This is a genomic window from Halomonas sp. (assembly GCF_029263665.1).
Lineage (GTDB): Bacteria > Pseudomonadota > Gammaproteobacteria > Pseudomonadales > Halomonadaceae > Halomonas.
In genome coordinates this window covers 25,225-41,857 of the sequence record NZ_JAJUFQ010000012.1, presented here as the reverse complement: position 1 = coordinate 41,857, position 16,633 = coordinate 25,225, and the positions used below count along the sequence as shown (strand labels likewise).

General features: G+C 55.5%; 10 protein-coding genes and 1 tRNA gene. 1 reads left to right on the top strand and 10 read right to left on the bottom strand.

What is annotated here, in order from left to right; all coding sequences use genetic code 11:
- Positions 1 to 2: 2 nt before the first annotated feature.
- The 10 genes from Q1K07_RS12975 to Q1K07_RS12930 all read right to left on the bottom strand — a co-directional run bounded on the left by Q1K07_RS12975 (position 3) and on the right by Q1K07_RS12930 (position 14,038).
- Positions 3 to 2,516 carry an AAA family ATPase gene (locus Q1K07_RS12975; protein WP_300311454.1) on the bottom strand — a complete coding sequence of 838 codons (2,514 nt, stop codon included), beginning with the start codon at positions 2,514 to 2,516 and terminating at the stop codon, positions 3 to 5.
- A complete protein-coding gene (locus Q1K07_RS12970) occupies positions 2,513 to 3,109 on the bottom strand; it encodes a hypothetical protein (protein WP_300311452.1) in 597 nt (198 codons plus the stop codon). The genes Q1K07_RS12975 and Q1K07_RS12970 overlap by 4 nt, the downstream gene beginning before the upstream one ends.
- The gene (locus Q1K07_RS12965; RefSeq protein ID WP_300311450.1) at positions 3,102 to 4,151 is read right to left on the bottom strand and encodes an AAA family ATPase; all 1,050 of its coding nucleotides are present in this window, start codon (positions 4,149 to 4,151) and stop codon (positions 3,102 to 3,104) included. Before Q1K07_RS12965 ends, Q1K07_RS12970 begins: the two co-directional genes overlap by 8 nt.
- A gap of 8 nt (positions 4,152 to 4,159) precedes the next feature.
- Complete coding sequence (locus Q1K07_RS12960; protein ID WP_300311448.1) at positions 4,160 to 7,081, bottom strand: DUF1156 domain-containing protein; 2,922 nt, start codon at positions 7,079 to 7,081, stop codon at positions 4,160 to 4,162.
- A gap of 8 nt (positions 7,082 to 7,089) precedes the next feature.
- A complete protein-coding gene (locus Q1K07_RS12955) occupies positions 7,090 to 10,641 on the bottom strand; it encodes a helicase-related protein (RefSeq protein ID WP_300311446.1) in 3,552 nt (1,183 codons plus the stop codon).
- Positions 10,642 to 10,853: 212 nt separating this feature from the next.
- Positions 10,854 to 11,186 (bottom strand): hypothetical protein, encoded by a 333-nt coding sequence (locus tag Q1K07_RS12950; protein WP_300311444.1) that lies wholly within the window; start codon positions 11,184 to 11,186, stop codon positions 10,854 to 10,856.
- A gap of 707 nt (positions 11,187 to 11,893) precedes the next feature.
- Positions 11,894 to 12,358, bottom strand: coding sequence for a DUF86 domain-containing protein (locus Q1K07_RS12945; protein ID WP_300311442.1), 465 nt, complete (start codon positions 12,356 to 12,358; stop codon positions 11,894 to 11,896).
- Positions 12,351 to 12,635: a nucleotidyltransferase domain-containing protein gene (locus tag Q1K07_RS12940; protein WP_300311440.1), complete on the bottom strand. Its 285-nt coding sequence runs from the start codon at positions 12,633 to 12,635 to the stop codon at positions 12,351 to 12,353. Before Q1K07_RS12940 ends, Q1K07_RS12945 begins: the two co-directional genes overlap by 8 nt.
- Positions 12,636 to 12,753: 118 nt before the next feature.
- A tRNA-Ile gene (locus tag Q1K07_RS12935) sits at positions 12,754 to 12,830 on the bottom strand.
- A 170-nt stretch (positions 12,831 to 13,000) separates the two neighbouring features.
- The gene (locus Q1K07_RS12930) at positions 13,001 to 14,038 is read right to left on the bottom strand and encodes a hypothetical protein (RefSeq protein WP_300311438.1); all 1,038 of its coding nucleotides are present in this window, start codon (positions 14,036 to 14,038) and stop codon (positions 13,001 to 13,003) included.
- A gap of 237 nt (positions 14,039 to 14,275) precedes the next feature.
- Between Q1K07_RS12930 and Q1K07_RS12925 the strand changes: the two genes are divergently transcribed.
- A complete protein-coding gene (locus Q1K07_RS12925; RefSeq protein WP_300311436.1) occupies positions 14,276 to 16,420 on the top strand; it encodes a TonB-dependent receptor in 2,145 nt (714 codons plus the stop codon).
- Positions 16,421 to 16,633 lie beyond the last annotated feature (213 nt).

The window sequence follows — 16,633 nt, the reverse complement described above, 5'->3', positions numbered from 1 at the left end:
GCTCACAGCCAGTAGGAGGTGAAGCCATCGTCATGGAAGCGCTGCAGCATAAACAGCAGCTTCTTGACGCTGCGTGGATAGCGAGTGGCAAGCGGATCAACCTCCTTCTCGAGGATGTGGTATTCGGCCTCATCGTCTAGTGGCTTTTCTGCCAGCAGGCTCAGCAAGCGTGTCAGCACCTTGAGCACGCTGAGCGAGCTGCCCTGGATGCGTGGCAGCACCTTCTGCATCAGCTGAAAGTCCATGGCCGCATCAGCGTCAAAGCCATTAAGGCTCTCCAGCGCCTCCTCGCGATGCAGCGTCAGGTAGAAGGCCACCTCGTCACGCACGCGGTAACCGAAGTGCAGCCCGGCAGGCTCCAATACTCCATTGACTCGCATCAACAACTTCATTGGGGCCGTGAGGGCTCGTTTGTCGGCATCGCTTAAATCTACCGAGTTAAGAAACGGAGCCTTTAGTGCATCGGCATAAATACCTGAGACCGACGCCACATCTCGCTCCGGAGTCACCCATGTCAAGTCGATATCGTTCATCTCAATGGCGTTGGCACGATCGAGCACCTTGCGGCTGAAGGCATGGGTGGTCTCGTCCATATTCACCGTGCCCACCACCATCAGATTCTGGGGCAGGTAGACCGGGCGGCCGCCGTTCACATCGGCGCGGCTGATCAGCGCCTCGGTAACAACGACGTCATCATTGTCACGTTCCCGAGTCTCAATAAAACTCAGAAACTCGGAGAAGTAGTGCTCGACCCGGGCCAGGTTCATCTCGTCCAGGATGACAAAATAAAGCTCATCAGGATGCTCGATAGCGCGTGCCATCACATCTAGCAGTGGCTTGGTCTCGAACTTGCCCTGAATATTGGCGTAGCCAAACAAATCCGAGCTATCGGCCCAATCAGGGCGCACGGCGATCAATACGCAGTGGTCGGAATCACCGTAGCCAATGGCCTTGGCGAACTGGCGCACCAGCTGGGTCTTACCGGTCCCAGAGATGCCCGCTAACATCGCCAGTGGCTTAGTACGTAAACAAAGGTAGAAGTTGGCGACCTCCGCCAGCGAATAATGGAACCCCTGGCTGGCCATATAGGCTTGTACCTGGGGCAACCACTCTTTGGCCGGGGCTTGGGTCATCTCGATTGGCAAGCGGCGCTCCTGAGCTACCTCAGAAAGCGTATCGTCAATTACCGTTTCCTCGGTCTCTTCCACTATTTCGTCAAACGAAGGTAACCAGCGCAGGATCTCCTCGGGCAATGCGATGGAGCACCCTTCGAGCAGGATCGCCAGAGCTTCCCAGGTAAACTCAAACAGATACCCCTGATTACCCGTGCCATCGCGATTGTAGGGACCACGTACATCGGCAAGAGCTTTCTGTAGCAGAGGTCTCCTCTGCCGGATAGCATCCAAGGTAATGGGTTGCTTCAACTGGACCAGAACCTCTAAGTCAACACGCTGCCCTTCACCGCGCCACTCGTTGTCAACGCCATCCGGCTGAGGGGTCACGAAGGGCATCGAATCCGCCCGTGACACAGCTTGCACCTCGCTCGCAGCATGATGAACGACGATGTCACCGGGCCGGACATCACCAACGGCCTTCCAGTGGCTGAAGGAGCGCCCCCCTTTACCCTCGAGCGGCGCCCAGAGATAGGCCAGGCCCTGTTGAGGGGTGAAGGTTTTGCCCTGCATCACATACCACACACGAGGTTCATGCTGCTCAAGTTCATTAGGCTCGACGACTTGGGCTTGCAGAGCCTGGTAGCAGGTCTGCAGTTGCAGGGCGACTTCTTCCTCACGTGCAAACACCTCGAGCAGTAAATTGACCCGTTCCAGATTATTTCTGGCTGCGTTGGCACTGACTTCAGCTCCCGATATATAGGAGTGCTCACCGCTGCCGAAGGTTTTCCACTGCCAACCAAGCGGTGGATGCTGCAGCGATCTAACCTCAATGCTGACGAACTCTGGGTACTGGCCACTTACCTCAAAAGTCTCACCCTGATGAGTAAAGCGGCTGACGTGGCTCTCCTCATCAAATTCGGCGACGATCCTGGTGTCTTGAATGTAGCCAAACAGCACTCGGGAGGCGCTATTGTTGACCACGAATACCGGAGCACCCCGTTTCAACCTGGCGAACTTATCACGGTTCCAGTAAAAGCGGTTCTGGTTAGCCGAGAACAGGCGTTTGAAGTTCTCTTGTACCAGCGGCGGCTTTTTCACCTCGTAGACCATCACCGTCAGTTCGGTATCGCCGATCTGGCGAGGATTGCTAACCACCGTAAATTCACGCTCCCTAAGCGCCTCGATAAAGGGCTCGTAAAGCTCTTGCTCCAGAGCCTCAGGATCAACCTTGTGCTGCTTGGTTTGCGCCAGAGACTCCGCCACCAAGCGTTTGGGATCCAAGCGGCGTCCTTGATAAAGACATGAGTAGCGCTCTCCAGGCGGTATACGTTGACCGCTTGCTTCAATGGTGCGAATCATATCGCTGCGCGTGAGCTGCTCTATCGCCTGCTCAATGCTCATGCCTCACCCCTTGTCACCTGGCAATGCAACCCAGCGTCTCCCGGGTTCTGTTCGTTCACCACAAAGCCCCGGATTCCGTAGGGCGCAAGGGCGCGCTCTAGTCGTGTTTGCAGACGAGAGGCCAGGCGTTTGAAATCACGATGGTTCCATGTCAGCAGCAGCACGACCCTGAGCGCTGGCGATTGAGCTTGTACAACGTAAAAATCTGCGAGCTCGGGGGCAGCCTTGCGCTGGGCGATGGTGATCGCCGCGAGGGTATCGCGCAGTTTCTCCTCGACTTCATCGACGATAAACGGCTTGCGGCGAGCCACCTGCACCGAAGGCTTCAACCCTTGTTGATCAACCCACTCTCTTGCCTGGGTGACCTCAGCGGGCTCTGTTCCTGAGAACCGAGGACGGTTTTCTGGCTCGTAGCCCTCGCAATCCTTGACTTCGATCCACCAGTGGGTCGGGCCGCCATCGTGTGCCAGAATATCCACGCCCTTAGGGCGACTCTTCATCTGCTGGCGGTGCCAGTTACTGTCGTCATACTTGGCCAGTTGCCAGTCCTCGGGAAAACGGAACGTCAAGCGTCCTTCCTGCACCTCAGGCATCGGCCAGCTCCATCTCGCGATCGTACTGGGCCAACTCTTCATCTAGGCTGACTAGATGCTCCAGGCCGCTGAGGTGGTCGGCGGCCTCGATACGCTCAACCAGTCCCTCACCGCGAACCAGGGCAAAGTAGCGCTGCGCAACCGCTTGCTGACGAGTCAGCAGATCAAGCTCTTTGAGCAAGAAGTAGCTGTGAGTAGCAATCACCACCTGAATCCCCTGTTGGCTCAGCGCAAAAGCAGCCCGAGCCACTAGTTTGATCAGTTTGGGATTGAGATTGGCCTCGGGCTCATCCCAGAACAGATAGCCCTTGTCGAGCAGCGAGCCAGTGGTGATTAAGCGAGCCAACATCGCTAACTTGCGCAGTCCTTCGGCCACTAGCGGCATCTCCAGGTTACCCTGGCCGGGAATACGCAGGTAGAAACGCCCGTTTTTGTCTAGCACTACCTTGCCACCCATGGCCTCTTCCAGTGGGGCTACCAGCTCAGCCACGGCCTTTTCGCGAGGCCCTTTGATGGCGGGAGCACCCAACAGTTTGCAAAGATCGATATGGTGCTCTTCGATATCCACATGGCGGCTTTCATAGAGCGGCAGTAGCCAGTGATATTGGCTCAGCAGCTCACGCGTAGGCATAAAGACCGGCGCCTTCTCTTGCCATACACTGGGTAACCGGTCGATCTTAACCTCGGTCTGAGAGCGCGTACTGAAGCTAAAGGCAGTATCCTGCTGCGCCTGCTGAAAGGAGATAGAGACCTTGCAGGTCTGGGCTCCCTGGCGACGGCTGGCCAGCCGGCCTAGCGACTCTGGCCGAAATACCTTGATCAGCTTGTCGGCAATCCCTTTCTGCAGCAGCGCCTTGGTTGGGTCGACCACACTGGGCTCATTGTGCTGCTCGTATGCGTTGGCGATAGCGCTATAGGCCATCTTGAGCAGATGCGACTTACCGGTGCCGTTCTCACCAACAATGACATTCAGCCCCGGTGCTAAATCAAGCCGCGCGTGAGGAAAAAGCGTGAGGTTATCGATTTCCAACCGCTTCAGCATGCTGCCTCCTAAAGATCCAAGCCCACCTGTTCACCAGAATGCCCGGTCTCATGGGACGCCGCCACGATGGCATGCCAAGAGCCGATCAGCTCATTATAAGCGCGGGCTTCTTCGGCCCACTTCTTACGCTCACAAAGGGTATAGAGGTGATACGACAACTGACGGATCGCCTCGCCCTTCTCCGGCATCTTGGCCAACAGCTCGCCGGCGGCGGATTCGCCGTGGTTCTGCAGGCGGCGGATCATCTGGTGGCAGGCTTCCCACACCGGAGTGCGCTTGTCGTTGATGGGGTCCCAGTCCGATTCGTACTCACCCCACTTGAGCAGGCGAACATCTCCGCCGCCGGACTCAACAACACCAGCTTCCTTGATGCCATCCACGCTAGAGCCCTTGGCACGGGCCAAGGTATCGGCCTCACCGAAGGGCCCGGTGCTCCAGGCGTACTGGTCGAACCAGCTGGCACAGAACTGGGTATCGGCATCGAAGTTGCCGGAGTCCGGCGCCAAGAACTCGGTAATCGCCCGGTTGATCAACACCAGGGCATCGTGGACACTCATCCGCGAGCCATCCTGATTCAGCACCGCCTCATACTTGGAGTAGATGGCCATACCTGGGCCGATGGCCGCCTGAGCCAGATCCACCGGCGCGATGGGTGCCTGTCCTGACTCGCCACCAATCATAGCTTCCAGGGCCTCAGGCATCTCTTCACGCAGTTGACGTTGAAAGTTTCGGCGTGATGTAGTCTCGGCCGCAGGCATACGTTTACGGCAAACAAGAACAATGGAAGATGCTAAAGCATTCGAGTTTAGCCCTCTGAGCCTACCTGAGCCTTCGGTTCTCATCGGCCAAGTACCATGAATCTCCAAGCCAGACTCAATAACTGCCGCCAAAAATGTTTCCCATCCCGTATTACCCGCACCAACCTCGCTTTCGTTAACTTGTTTGAAAGCATAATAGATGGTAACGGGGGTAGCTGGATGCATCTCGCAAGAAAGCTTCTTCATGGCCTCCCCCATGCCTTTCATAAAAAAGGACTCAGCCACATCACGACTTTCATGCCTATGAGCAAATGCAACCAACTCCTCTGACTTTGGAACAGCAATAGTTGAGAAAATGTCCGGCCACATCTTCCTTAGCCCACGACGCATCCAGACATAGAAAAAGTCAGAAAGATCTGCATAAGGAACATTGTCATAATAGGGCGGATCAGTAGACACCACCTTATTCTTACTTATATCCTGAAGTGTCGCATCAAACTGAACAGCACTACCAAACTGACTAGCTGGAAGATGAGCTATAGACTTAGCCCCCTTATCAATAGCTGTTAGAAAGCTACCACCAGCCGAGGCAAAAGGGTTCGCTTCCGCATAGTCCCAAGTCATTTGTATTGCTTGTCTCGCAAATGTCTCCCTAAACGCACCCCTATCATTCATCCAAGAGGCCACTGTAGATCCAATATTTTCAACCTTACCTAAAGCGAAAACCAAATAAGAGCATATTGCCTGAGCATACGCTATTGAACCACGCCCACCCATGGACAAAGGCGCTTCATCTTCAGCTCCATTGACATCCCTAAAATCCTTTTCAATCTTTCCCTCAACCTCTCCAACCAGCCGCAAAAACTCATTTAAAGCAACAAGCTGTCTTTTTGTAAATAGCTCAGAAAATTTTTCGATCCCATATGGCTTAACACCTAAGTACTGTGTGCTCCCAGATATTGGTAGCTCTGGCTCCCAGTCCGGAACTGCACTCTTAGCAATCTCTTCGTGTTCAACACTAGGTGAGACATAGACTCTCTCTCTCCTCCCTTGCAACACGATCCCCATAAGCTTGCTACCAATGCGACCAAGCTTACCCTGTTCTTTCACATATTTATGCCCAATGGGGGCGCCAGAAACTACGCAAGAGAAATTTGCACCACGAGAAAGCTTGTTCCCTTTTTTTGCGCTCTCAGGGGCCTCACCTCTTCTAACTACGAACCTCCAATCACGTCCGTCTGCCTTCACCTCTACATAGTGATCATCACCCTTCTTCTTTGACAAAAGATAGGTTGAAGCCAATGGAACCCGCACATCTTCAAAAGCAGGGCTAGGGCTATTGACTGTTTTAACCCAAAGCCATGCTATTACAGTCAATTCTTCGTTTTCATACTTTGCAAGGTCAGGTCGCTCAGTGATCATCTCCGGAGTTATCTTGACCTTTTGGTAGAGGTGCCCTATCCGTTTGAAAGCTTCTTCATGCATCCAATGGCCGTAACGACGAACATCTTCAGCCAGCCCCCTGGCGCCCGACCAGTCCTCAGTTAGTCCACTGCCCGGCCGCAAGGTATCTTTGCCAGTTGCATCCTGTTCCGGCAACGGCCCCACCGGCGGCTGGCCGGCAAACTTCGGTGGAATCTCGATCATCGCTTTATTGATCATCACCGCCACGGGGTTAAGATCCGAAGCATGGCTCTCGAGCCCAAGACGCTGGGCTTCCAGCGGGATCGCACCACCACCGGCGAATGGATCATGAAAGGCCGGTAGTTTCTCAGGATCGAACAGCTCCGCCGCCTGGGGGTGATTACGGTTTAGATGGCAGGTCTCTCGCCAGCTCTCCCAAATAGCCTCCCGAGCACGGTTCAACACCTCCTCGTTGTTGGTATTCTCCCACTTCACAAGGTCGCGGATGATATCGAACAGCTTCTCGCGCTTACGCTCGGCCTCCTGTTTGTTGACGCCATAGCCTAGCTCGCGCTGATAGCCGGGATCGTTGACCAGCTGCGCAAACAACACCGCCCTTGCTGCCGCCAGGGGGCGCCGCGCCCACCACAGATGCAGGGTGCTAGGGTGGCCGTGACGGATCGACTTCTCGCGAGCAGCAGCAGCATTGATATCATCCAGCGGCAGCGCCACTTCGATGAGTTTCTTGGGAGATTTGATGTCTGTCATCCGGTTCCCTATAGCGTCTGTTGTGGGTCGGCAGCTTTCGAAAGCAGCTCGCCCAGGTCATAGTTGATGCTGGCCACGCCGAAGTCAGGCTCGCTGGTAAAGGGGTTCTTCACGTAGTGGGGCCCCTCGGCGCTATCGCCATCCACAATGACGATGGCCAGCCAGAATTTGTCGGCCTGATTGAGGCCGTAGATGATCTCGTTGCGTGAAACGGTGATGGTACTTTGCCCCTTGGCCCGGCCCTTCACCTCGATATGCCGGTCGGGCAGGATCGAGCCGTCCGGGTTAGCCGGCGGACGAGCGGTCACGTCCCAGCCACATTTCTGATCGGACACGTCGAACACCTGGTGGCCCATGTCGCGCTCGGCATCCATTACCGCCTGCATGGCGAACTGCTCGATGCGGGTGCGGGATTGGGTATCGACACTGAACTGAGTCTCGCCCTTGCGCTCGGCCAGCAGGCCACGAGGAATCACCAAGGCACCGCCGATCACCACTGGGGTGCTGGAGACCACTTGCTTCATGGCATCGAGCTCACGGCGGCGCTGGTTGAGGCGCTCGGTCAGTTCATCGACACGCCGTCGTGCCATCTCTGGCTGCATGCGCGGCTGCTTGCCGGCTTTCATATCGTCGGTAAGCTTAATGTAGCGGTCGGACCAGTAGTTGATCTCTTTGACCAGCCGCTCGTTGACTGCGTTGAGCACTTTGTCGGCGTGGCGCTCCCTTCTTCCCTTCACCTCACTGAAGTGTTCAGGCACCAAGGCCTGCACGGCATGATTGAGTGCCAAAGCTTCCAGGTCACCGGTGACCCATGGTGCCTTAAGCACATCCTGTACCAGCCCTAGGTCGTGTTCATCGATGGGATGTAAATCCAGGTGTGGTGCCCACCCGGCATGGATCGCTCTACCCTGCTCGTCAATCTCCACAAATTGCAGGCGACGCGATACTACCCGCGGTGAACGACTGCTTTTCCCTTCGATCTCACGCACCGTGTGGTCGACCATAAACAGCACCTTAGGCTCGATGCCATCGTCATTAGGGTCCACTAGAACAGCACCCTGTTTGAGCTTGCCACGATGGGCTTGCAACACTAGATCAGTGGTAGCGCGCATTAGTGGGTGCATGGGATGGATCAGATCAGCCATGGGCTTGCCCGCGAGGCGTACTTGCTCTTTCTCGAAGCAGATGCGTTCGTATTTCTTGAGCACTGGGGTACGACTCTCGCTAATTACTCGGTCGCGCTCGCGAATCGCTGCAGGTACATGGCGAACCTCGTAGCGGCCCGGTTCACGAGAACGCAGCTCACCACGTAACCCATGGAAAGCCTCAGTAAAAAAGGCTCGAATAAAGTAAGGCTGCAGCTTACGTGCTTCAGCCTTCTCCATTTCTTCCTTGACCGCATAGAGTTCCTCCAACCCCATATGCTGCTCAACCAAGGCGTTGCGACGGATAATTTCTCGTAGATGATCGGTATTCAGAGCGCCTTCAATGACTTGTTCCAGACGAGACTTGACCTCCTCAGACTCGCCATAACGGATCGCTTCTACAAGCAAGTCCTTGAGTGAAGTGTTTTCGAAGGCTTCTCCAAGGATGTCAAAAACCTTGCCCCCCAGTGCGTTCTTCTCCACCTCCAGCTTGTCAAACAGCTTCTGGAACACGGCACCTTCTCGAGTCTCATTAGCGACCAGGTTCCAAAGATGACAGACCTCTGTCTGGCCGATACGGTGGATACGGCCAAAACGCTGCTCCAGGCGGTTGGGGTTCCAGGGCAAATCGTAGTTGACCATCAAGTTGGCGTTCTGAAGGTTGACGCCCTCTCCCGCAGCATCGGTAGCCACTAGCACGAGTACATCGGGGTCATTGCGAAACTGTTCCTGGGCCTTACGGCGCTCATCACGACTGGTCCCACCATAGATAGTAATCACTGCTTCAGGCCGCCCTAGCAGGCTACGAATTCTATCTACCAGGTAGTTCAGGGTGTCCTTGTGCTCAGTAAAGATGATGAGCTTGCGGCGGCTGCCGCCAGTGGTGTACATCTCTGGACGGTCTTGCAGTAGGTAAGAAAGCTCCTCCCACTTGCGGTCGTTACCCGTCGCCACCAACTGTGAAGCCTTCTCCTCCAGCCCCTTGAGGCCTACGATTTCAGCTTCCAGCTCCGGCACCGTCTCAGCAGCAGTAGCTTGATCCACTACCTGTTCAGCATAAAGCTCGTACTCTTCTGCGCTCAGTTCTTCATCCAGTTCATCGAGATTCTCGGGCAGTTCGACCTGTTTCTGAACCACATAGGTCCCTAAGGTAGAGGAGACCTTGTTTTCCCTTGCAGACTCACCGCGAGCCATGAGCTTCATCTCGCTGAGCTTATCTTCCAGCTTGCGCCGACGACGCTTGAGAGATTGGTAGATCGCCTCAGGGCTGGAGGCTAGCCTCCGTTGCAGCTGGGTCAGCGCAAAGCCTACCGTGCCCTTACGCTTTCCGGAAAGTGCATCGGCACGATTCATCTCGTTACGGACATAGTCAGTAACCTCCTCGTAAAGCTCAGCTTCAGCGTCGGAGAGGTCATAGTTGGCTGTGTAGGCTCGGCGTTCAGGAAACAACGGGGTACCGTCAAACTTGAGCAGTTCCTCCTTAACCATGCGCCGCATCATGTCAGAAACATCGACTTTGTGGGCACCTTCGCGGAACTTGCCATAGAAGCGATCACTATCGATCAGCGATAACCAGATCTGAAAATCCTCTTCCTTGCCATTGTGAGGCGTAGCCGTCATTAGTAGGAAGTGGCGGGTAACTGAGCCCAGCAACTCACCAAGCTGGAACCGCTTGGTCTTGTTGATCTTGTTGCCGAAGTAGTTGGCCGACAGCTTATGCGCTTCATCGACGATGATCAGATCCCACTCAGTGCTGGCTAACTTTTCCTGGTACTGCTCGTTACGCGATAGCTGATCAAGACGGCAGATCAACAGATCTTGCTCGCCAAAGTAATTCCCTGAAGCGCACTGTTCCTGCTTTTCACGGCTGAAGATCTCGAACTGCACACCGAACTTCTCCAGCAGTTCATCCTGCCATTGATCGGTGAGCCCACCAGGCGAGACGATCAAGATGCGTTTGGCATCGGCACGCATCAGCAACTCACAGATCAACAGACCCGCCATGATAGTTTTGCCAGCACCGGGGTCATCAGCCAGCACGAAGCGCAACGGCTGGCGAGGCAGCATCGCCTCATACACGGCGGAAATCTGGTGGGGCAGAGGTTCTACATTGGAAGTGTGTACCGCCATCATGGGGTCAAACAGTGCTGCCTGGCTGATACGATAGGCTTCAAGGCCCAGCTTGAAGTCGGCGCCGGGAGCATCGAAAGCCCAAGGTCGGCCGGCTTCGGCCAGTGAGAGAGTAGGCTCATTGTCACGGAACAACATCTGTTCGTGTACAGCACCCTGACTGTCCTTAAAGTAGACAGTCAGCGCATCGGTACCCACTGGCACCACTGCCACGACCCGGACCACCTCATCGGGTCTGATACCGCGGACCTGAGCGTCCTGCTTGATGTCTTCCAACTTCAACATGCAGTTCCCTCCGCACGAAGGCGTGTTATTCCGGTTCAATCTGATCGTACTCAGGTACCAACTGACGATTCTTAACCCCATACAGAGCCGGTGAATTAGCCAGAGCTAACGAAGCCCCACTCCTTGTAGGGAGTAATCGAACGAGCAGTTGATATTCCGTCGACACAACAGGTAACCGGCCGATGCGGTACAAAGCTCCACAGTCAACTTGCCTAGCTGCATGCCGTAATCGCACTTGATAGCTTGGGGGCACGAAGATTGGGGTGCGGGATCAACTCGAGTTCGACGAATCGGTTCCACCGTCGGTCATACAGCCGACTCTCATGCTCCAGAGCAACGATCTGCTCGAGCACTGAAACTATCAGAAGGCGCGTGAAGACGAAGTTGCGAAACTCACCAATGTGGTGATCAAAGGCCCGCACGTGCCAACGTAAGCCGTTGTCGACCAGAGGGTGCGGCGCAATCCCGCGCTCTATCTCACCACTAGAAAGCAAAGGTAGCGCCTCATGCTGTAGAGCATGCTTGGGCTTTGCGACGTTGGGCACCAGCGGGGCTCCCTAGCCTGGCAGTCCGTGTGCCCTACTGAGCACAACCTAGTAGATAGTGTTTAGGCTGCATGATAGCAGATCGATACAATGCAGCGAACACTAGAGAATCATAGGAGAAGGGGCTTACTGGCCTGCCATACTCCGACATGCCACCTGACATTGCCGTTCATTTTCCTGCCTTACCAGACGGCCTGGAGCTCAAAATCAGCATTCCCTTGGGCATTGCATTGATATGTGTCAATTTTTATCGTGCAATACTCTTCCATGTATGTGTAAAACCTCTAGCACATGCGCCTATGTCGTGGAGGTAAAGTAGCAGCGAAAAAGACATCGCTATGCAGAGCCTTGCTAAACGTTGCAGCTAAACTCCGCATTCAACATGGTGCGGGGAGAAGGAATCGAACCTCCTCTCGTCTCTCTTGGATCTGGCAGGCAATTCACAGTTGCTGATCCCTCGCTCGGATTGGAAGTGTCCCACCAGGCCCGCAGAAACGCCACCCCGCACCAAACGCATGTAGTAAATACGATCAGATTTTCCATGATCATCTCCATTACGGCTTTCGCATTAACTTCAACATTCACTTCCAATCCGAACGAGATCATCGCTCTCGCTTCAATACCTACCGTTACTTCCAAGTCGTTGTGTTAAATTGTCTTAACAGTCATAGCACGAAACGCTCTGAAATATATTAGCGTTATGCATTCTATCGAGTTTCTGACCAAATCCTCTCCCCGTATATCGTATACCAGCTCAGCACGTGCATCGACATATCCACTAGCCTAGGGACCCTGCTTTCCATCCTCGTCCCTACTCTACTATTCACGGCATTGATCTTCTCTAACGTCTCCTGAAGCTCTGGAATGTTGTCCTGAATAATGCTCCAGATGGTGACATCATCAATGCCGAGGTATGCATGTGCTAGGCGGTTGCGCGGCGCGATAATCATGCGCCAAGGTACTTCAGTATGCTTCAGCCGTATGTCATTGGGTACTCGAGTCGCAGCTTTCCCAATTAGCTCGAGGTTGCGCAGCACAGTATCGTAGATGAGGTCATTGGAAATAAAGCTCTGTTGCTCTAGACCATCGGTATAGGATTGCACCTTTCGTGCGAAGCCGATCATATCGTCGATATAGAAGCGCCACTCTCGCTTGTGTGAGCCATCAGACATGCAAAGCCTCTCGCTCGATATATGATCTTAACTCCGGCCGCAAGGCCTTGTCCGTCACCAGATCAATAGGATGGTGTAACAGGTCTTCGAGATAGAACTGCAGGCCGAAGTAGCGTGCAGAAGTCGCTGGGCGCTTGAAGCTGATCAGGATATCAATATCGCTATCTTCCCTCGCCACGGGCAAAGGAGCCAAAAGCGCGAGCGTCTCGACATCAAATTCCGTGATCGGTGTCGACAGGTGGTCGTGGAGCCGCTGCAGTATGGCGTTTCTATCCATTCGGCCATCTCTGGTGCAAGGACCAAGAAGTATCAACAGCTCAAGGGACAATAGCACTGGACCAAGGGACTCATAATCCCCTGCTCTAGAGGAGGTCGTGAAGCTTGCTATAAAGCGGTGGTGGGCCCAGCTGGACTCGAACCAGCGACCAAGGGATTATGAGTCCCCTGCTCTAACCAACTGAGCTATAGGCCCGTCTTGCGAGGAAGGTGCGGTGGTTGCCGGGCTGTTGATCAGCCTGGCAACTCGACGCGGGCGATATAATACCCAAAGCTGCCTGGCGCTTCCAGTGTGCAAGGTCATGATCCGGCAACTTTTCTTATCTTGCACAGGGCACCAGGCTTTCTCTTCAGCTCACATGAGGCTCAGGCGAAGCCGAGGATGGTGTACAGCGCTTCGCAGGAGTGGCGCTCGTCTCGCTCGTCGACGCTGCCGAGCTGGTGGTTGCGGTCGTTGTCGTAGGCGACGAACAGCCGTTCTCTATCCAGCACCGCGAGGCCTTCTGCCTTGTGCTCGAACTCCAGCGGGGTGCCGTCTTCCAGCGTCACCAGGGTGGGCTCCTTGCCTTCATGGAAGTCTTCCAGCGACATCACCCACAGGTAGCCGCCAATCACTTCTTCGCCGTCGATCTCGGTTTCGAAGCTGGTCAGTAGATAGATCTGGCCGTGATAAGGATCGTACTCGAGGCTCGACAAGGCACACTCGTAGCGCACGCCTGCATGCTCACTGGGATCGAAGCTGTACACATCGTGCAGTGCATCGATGAATTCCAGGTTGTGGTCATCATTGATGATGAAATGGGCACCGATAACGCGGCGCTGATAGGCGAAGTCGTCGTGCGCCTTGCCCTGCTCGCGAATACCGAACAACAGCAGGCCATCCCCCTTGTCGCTGGGGATCGCGGCCAGGCCTTCGATCTTGTAGTAGGGATCGCCGACGGCACCGGTCATCTTGCGCCGCAGTTCCAGCGATCCTTCCACACCATCACGCGGGTCGGGGTCGACCACCTGCACTTTCTCCGGTTCACCAACCGGCCAGATCAACAGGTGGTTATAGTCGTTCAGGTCGTGGGAATGATCGTCGATACGGTCAAACCCGGTAGTCGCGATCATGTAGCGACCGTTGGTGGTCAGTGCGAAGTCCTCGTACTTCACCGCCTTCTTGATGCGCTCCTGAGTCAGATACTCCAGTCGGGAGTCGTCCGGCCCGTGGCTATCGAGTGGCAGCTTGAACACCGCTGAGCGCCCTTCTCCGGGAATCGGCTTGTCGCTGGCCAGCATCAGGCTCTTGCCGTCATACGCCACTGCCGACACTTCAACATTGACGTAATTACCCTCACTGTCCTTCAGTCCGGCGGGAAAGCAGTGAATCGTGCCCTGTTGCAGTATTCGCACCTTGGCCATGAGCTTCTCCATCTGATGAACGACAGGTACTCAGACCAACGTATCCAGGAGAAGTTTTTACTTTTGCACACATCACCGGCCTGAAGGGAAGGAATGGGGTTGAGGTGGCGAATTGCCAGTGAATGCAAATCCTTATCACTTTGATTGGTTTCTGGTTACAATTCATGCATGCGCAATGCTGCGTTCTAAAAATACCAACAACCCAATCGCATAACCCCTGGATCTTCAAGGCAAACCATGAACACTCGAACGACAACTGGCCTCGTGCTGCTTGCCGCGGCGGCGCCTGCTCTGGCCCAAACTCAGGTAACAGATAGTTCCACTTCGCCCAGCGCGGGCTCTCACGCGAGTTACGCAGAAGACACTGTCGTGGTGGTGGGCTCGCGTACGCCCAAGGCCATCAGTGAGATTCCCGGGGCAGTATGGGTCATCGAAGGAGAAGAGCTCGAAGACCAGATCCGTACGGGGGCGGACCTGAAGACGGCGCTTGGTCGCCTGGTACCGGGGCTGGACCTGGCGCCCCAGGGGCGCACCAACTATGGCCAGAACATGCGTGGCCGTAGTGTGCAGGTGCTGATCGACGGGGTCTCCATGAACAGCTCGCGTGGGCTGTCGCGTCAGTTCGATTCCATCGATCCGTTCAATGTCGAGCGGGTGGAAGTGCTCTCCGGTGCGACCAGCCTGTATGGCGGCGGCGCGACCGGTGGCCTGATCAATATCATCACCAAGAAAGGCGATGGCGCGGGCCGTCACTTCTCGACCGAAGCCGGTATCACTACTGGCTTCAATGATTCCAATGACATCGACTACCGCCTGGCCCAGTCCGTCAGCGGTGGCACGGAAAAGGTCAATGGCCGGCTGGCCGTGGCCTATCAGGATAACGGTCGCCAGTACGACGGCAACGGCGATGAGATCTTCCCGGATATCGCCCAGACTGACCTGCAGGACAACAACAGCATCGACATCATGGGCAGCCTCAATATTGCCCTGGCGGAAGATCAGGACCTGACCCTTGGTGCACAGCTGTATCGTTCGAAGTTCGATGGCGATCGGGATGTCTACTTCCCCAATCTCGATGCGCCAGAGCCCAACCTGAACGACGCAGAAATCCGCGATGGCTATTCCTCGGACCGCTCCCCGGCCACTGAGCGCACCATGGTCAACCTGCAGTATCACCACGCCAATCTGCTCGGCCAGAACTTCTACCTGCAGGCATTCCATCGTGAGGAAGAAGCCAGCTTCCATGCCTTCCCCTACGCCGCCGGTGATGAACTGGAATTCGCCACCTCGAAGCAGAATACCGATCTCTCCGGCATCAAGGCGCTGTTCGATGCGCAGTTGGGGGACAGCGTCGAACTGACCTACGGCGTGGACTATGACCGCGAATCCTTCGATGCCAACCAGATGTATTTTGACATCGACACCACCAATGCCAGCGGTGGCCTGGAGCAGAGGGAAGACCGCACCGAGCCGCGTTACCCGAGCTACGAGGTGGATACCCTTTCCGCTTTCGCCCAGAGCAGCTGGCATGTCACTGATGCCCTGACTCTGGGCGCCGGGGTGCGCCAGCAGCACATGGATGTGGAAGTGGACGACTTCCGCGATGTGCCCGGCGGCAGCAACGACTACGATGCCACGCTGGCCAACGCCAGTGCGCTGTACGACTGGGGCAACGGCAATCAGAACTGGCTGCAGTTCAGCCAGGGCTTTGAACTGCCGGATCCGGCCAAGTACTACGGCAAGAGCCCGGAAGTCAGCGTCGGCGACAACCCGTTGGATGCAATCAAGACCAACCAGGTGGAACTGGGCTGGCGCTTCAACAATGCCGACTGGATGACCCAGGCCGCGCTGTACTACGCCTGGTCCGACAAGGCAGTCGTCAATGGCCAGGACCTGAGCGTCAGCGTGATCGACGAAAAGAAGCGCGACTACGGCTTTGAAGCCTCCGCGACCCGTTACTTCGACCACGGCCTCGAAGCCGGCGGCACCCTGCACCTGGTGCGCTCCGAACAGAAGGAAGATGGCGACTGGGTCAAGCGCGATGCCCGCTATGCCTCGCTGTCATCCGCTACCGCCTTCGTCGGCTGGAAGGACTACAACAGCGGGCGCAGTGCCCGCCTGCAGGCCAACCATGCCCATAACCTGGAAGATGATGAAAACCGCCAGATCGACGGCTACACCACCTTCGACCTGTCCATGGCCCAGAGCTTCGACGTCGGCACCCTGAGCCTCGGCATCGCCAACCTGCTGGATGAGCAATACACCACCGTATGGGGACAGCGCGCCGCGATGTTCTACTCGCCCTACTACGGCCCAGAGTATCTGTATGACTATAAAGGCCGTGGAAGGACTTATACCCTGACCTGGTCGATGGACTTCTAAGACAGTGAAAAAGTGACTGCGCTCGGTGATGCTGCGTTGGTTCGCCGGGAGCGAACCTAGCCCTGACCGTCGCTCACCAACTTTTTCATGCACAGGTTGATACTGGCTTCACGCGCTCGCTGCATCAGCGGGCGCTTTTTCTATGCTCTACCACTCTTCGCTTCCCTACCCCACCGCTTAAAGCTCATAGCTTACGGCTTATAGCTCGAAACT

What these genes read in the sequence shown, in the direction of transcription:
- Q1K07_RS12955 (WP_300311446.1), bottom strand. Translation starts at nt 10,641, where the DNA reads ATGTTGAAGTTGGAAGACATCAAGCAGGACGCTCAGGTCCGCGGTATC.
- Q1K07_RS12975 (WP_300311454.1), bottom strand. Translation starts at nt 2,516, where the DNA reads ATGAGCATTGAGCAGGCGATAGAGCAGCTCACGCGCAGCGATATGATT.
- Q1K07_RS12970 (WP_300311452.1), bottom strand. Translation starts at nt 3,109, where the DNA reads ATGCCTGAGGTGCAGGAAGGACGCTTGACGTTCCGTTTTCCCGAGGAC.
- Q1K07_RS12960 (WP_300311448.1), bottom strand. Translation starts at nt 7,081, where the DNA reads ATGACAGACATCAAATCTCCCAAGAAACTCATCGAAGTGGCGCTGCCG.
- Q1K07_RS12965 (WP_300311450.1), bottom strand. Translation starts at nt 4,151, where the DNA reads ATGCTGAAGCGGTTGGAAATCGATAACCTCACGCTTTTTCCTCACGCG.
- Q1K07_RS12930 (WP_300311438.1), bottom strand. Translation starts at nt 14,038, where the DNA reads ATGGCCAAGGTGCGAATACTGCAACAGGGCACGATTCACTGCTTTCCC.
- Q1K07_RS12925 (WP_300311436.1), top strand. Translation starts at nt 14,276, where the DNA reads ATGAACACTCGAACGACAACTGGCCTCGTGCTGCTTGCCGCGGCGGCG.
- Q1K07_RS12940 (WP_300311440.1), bottom strand. Translation starts at nt 12,635, where the DNA reads ATGGATAGAAACGCCATACTGCAGCGGCTCCACGACCACCTGTCGACA.
- Q1K07_RS12945 (WP_300311442.1), bottom strand. Translation starts at nt 12,358, where the DNA reads ATGTCTGATGGCTCACACAAGCGAGAGTGGCGCTTCTATATCGACGAT.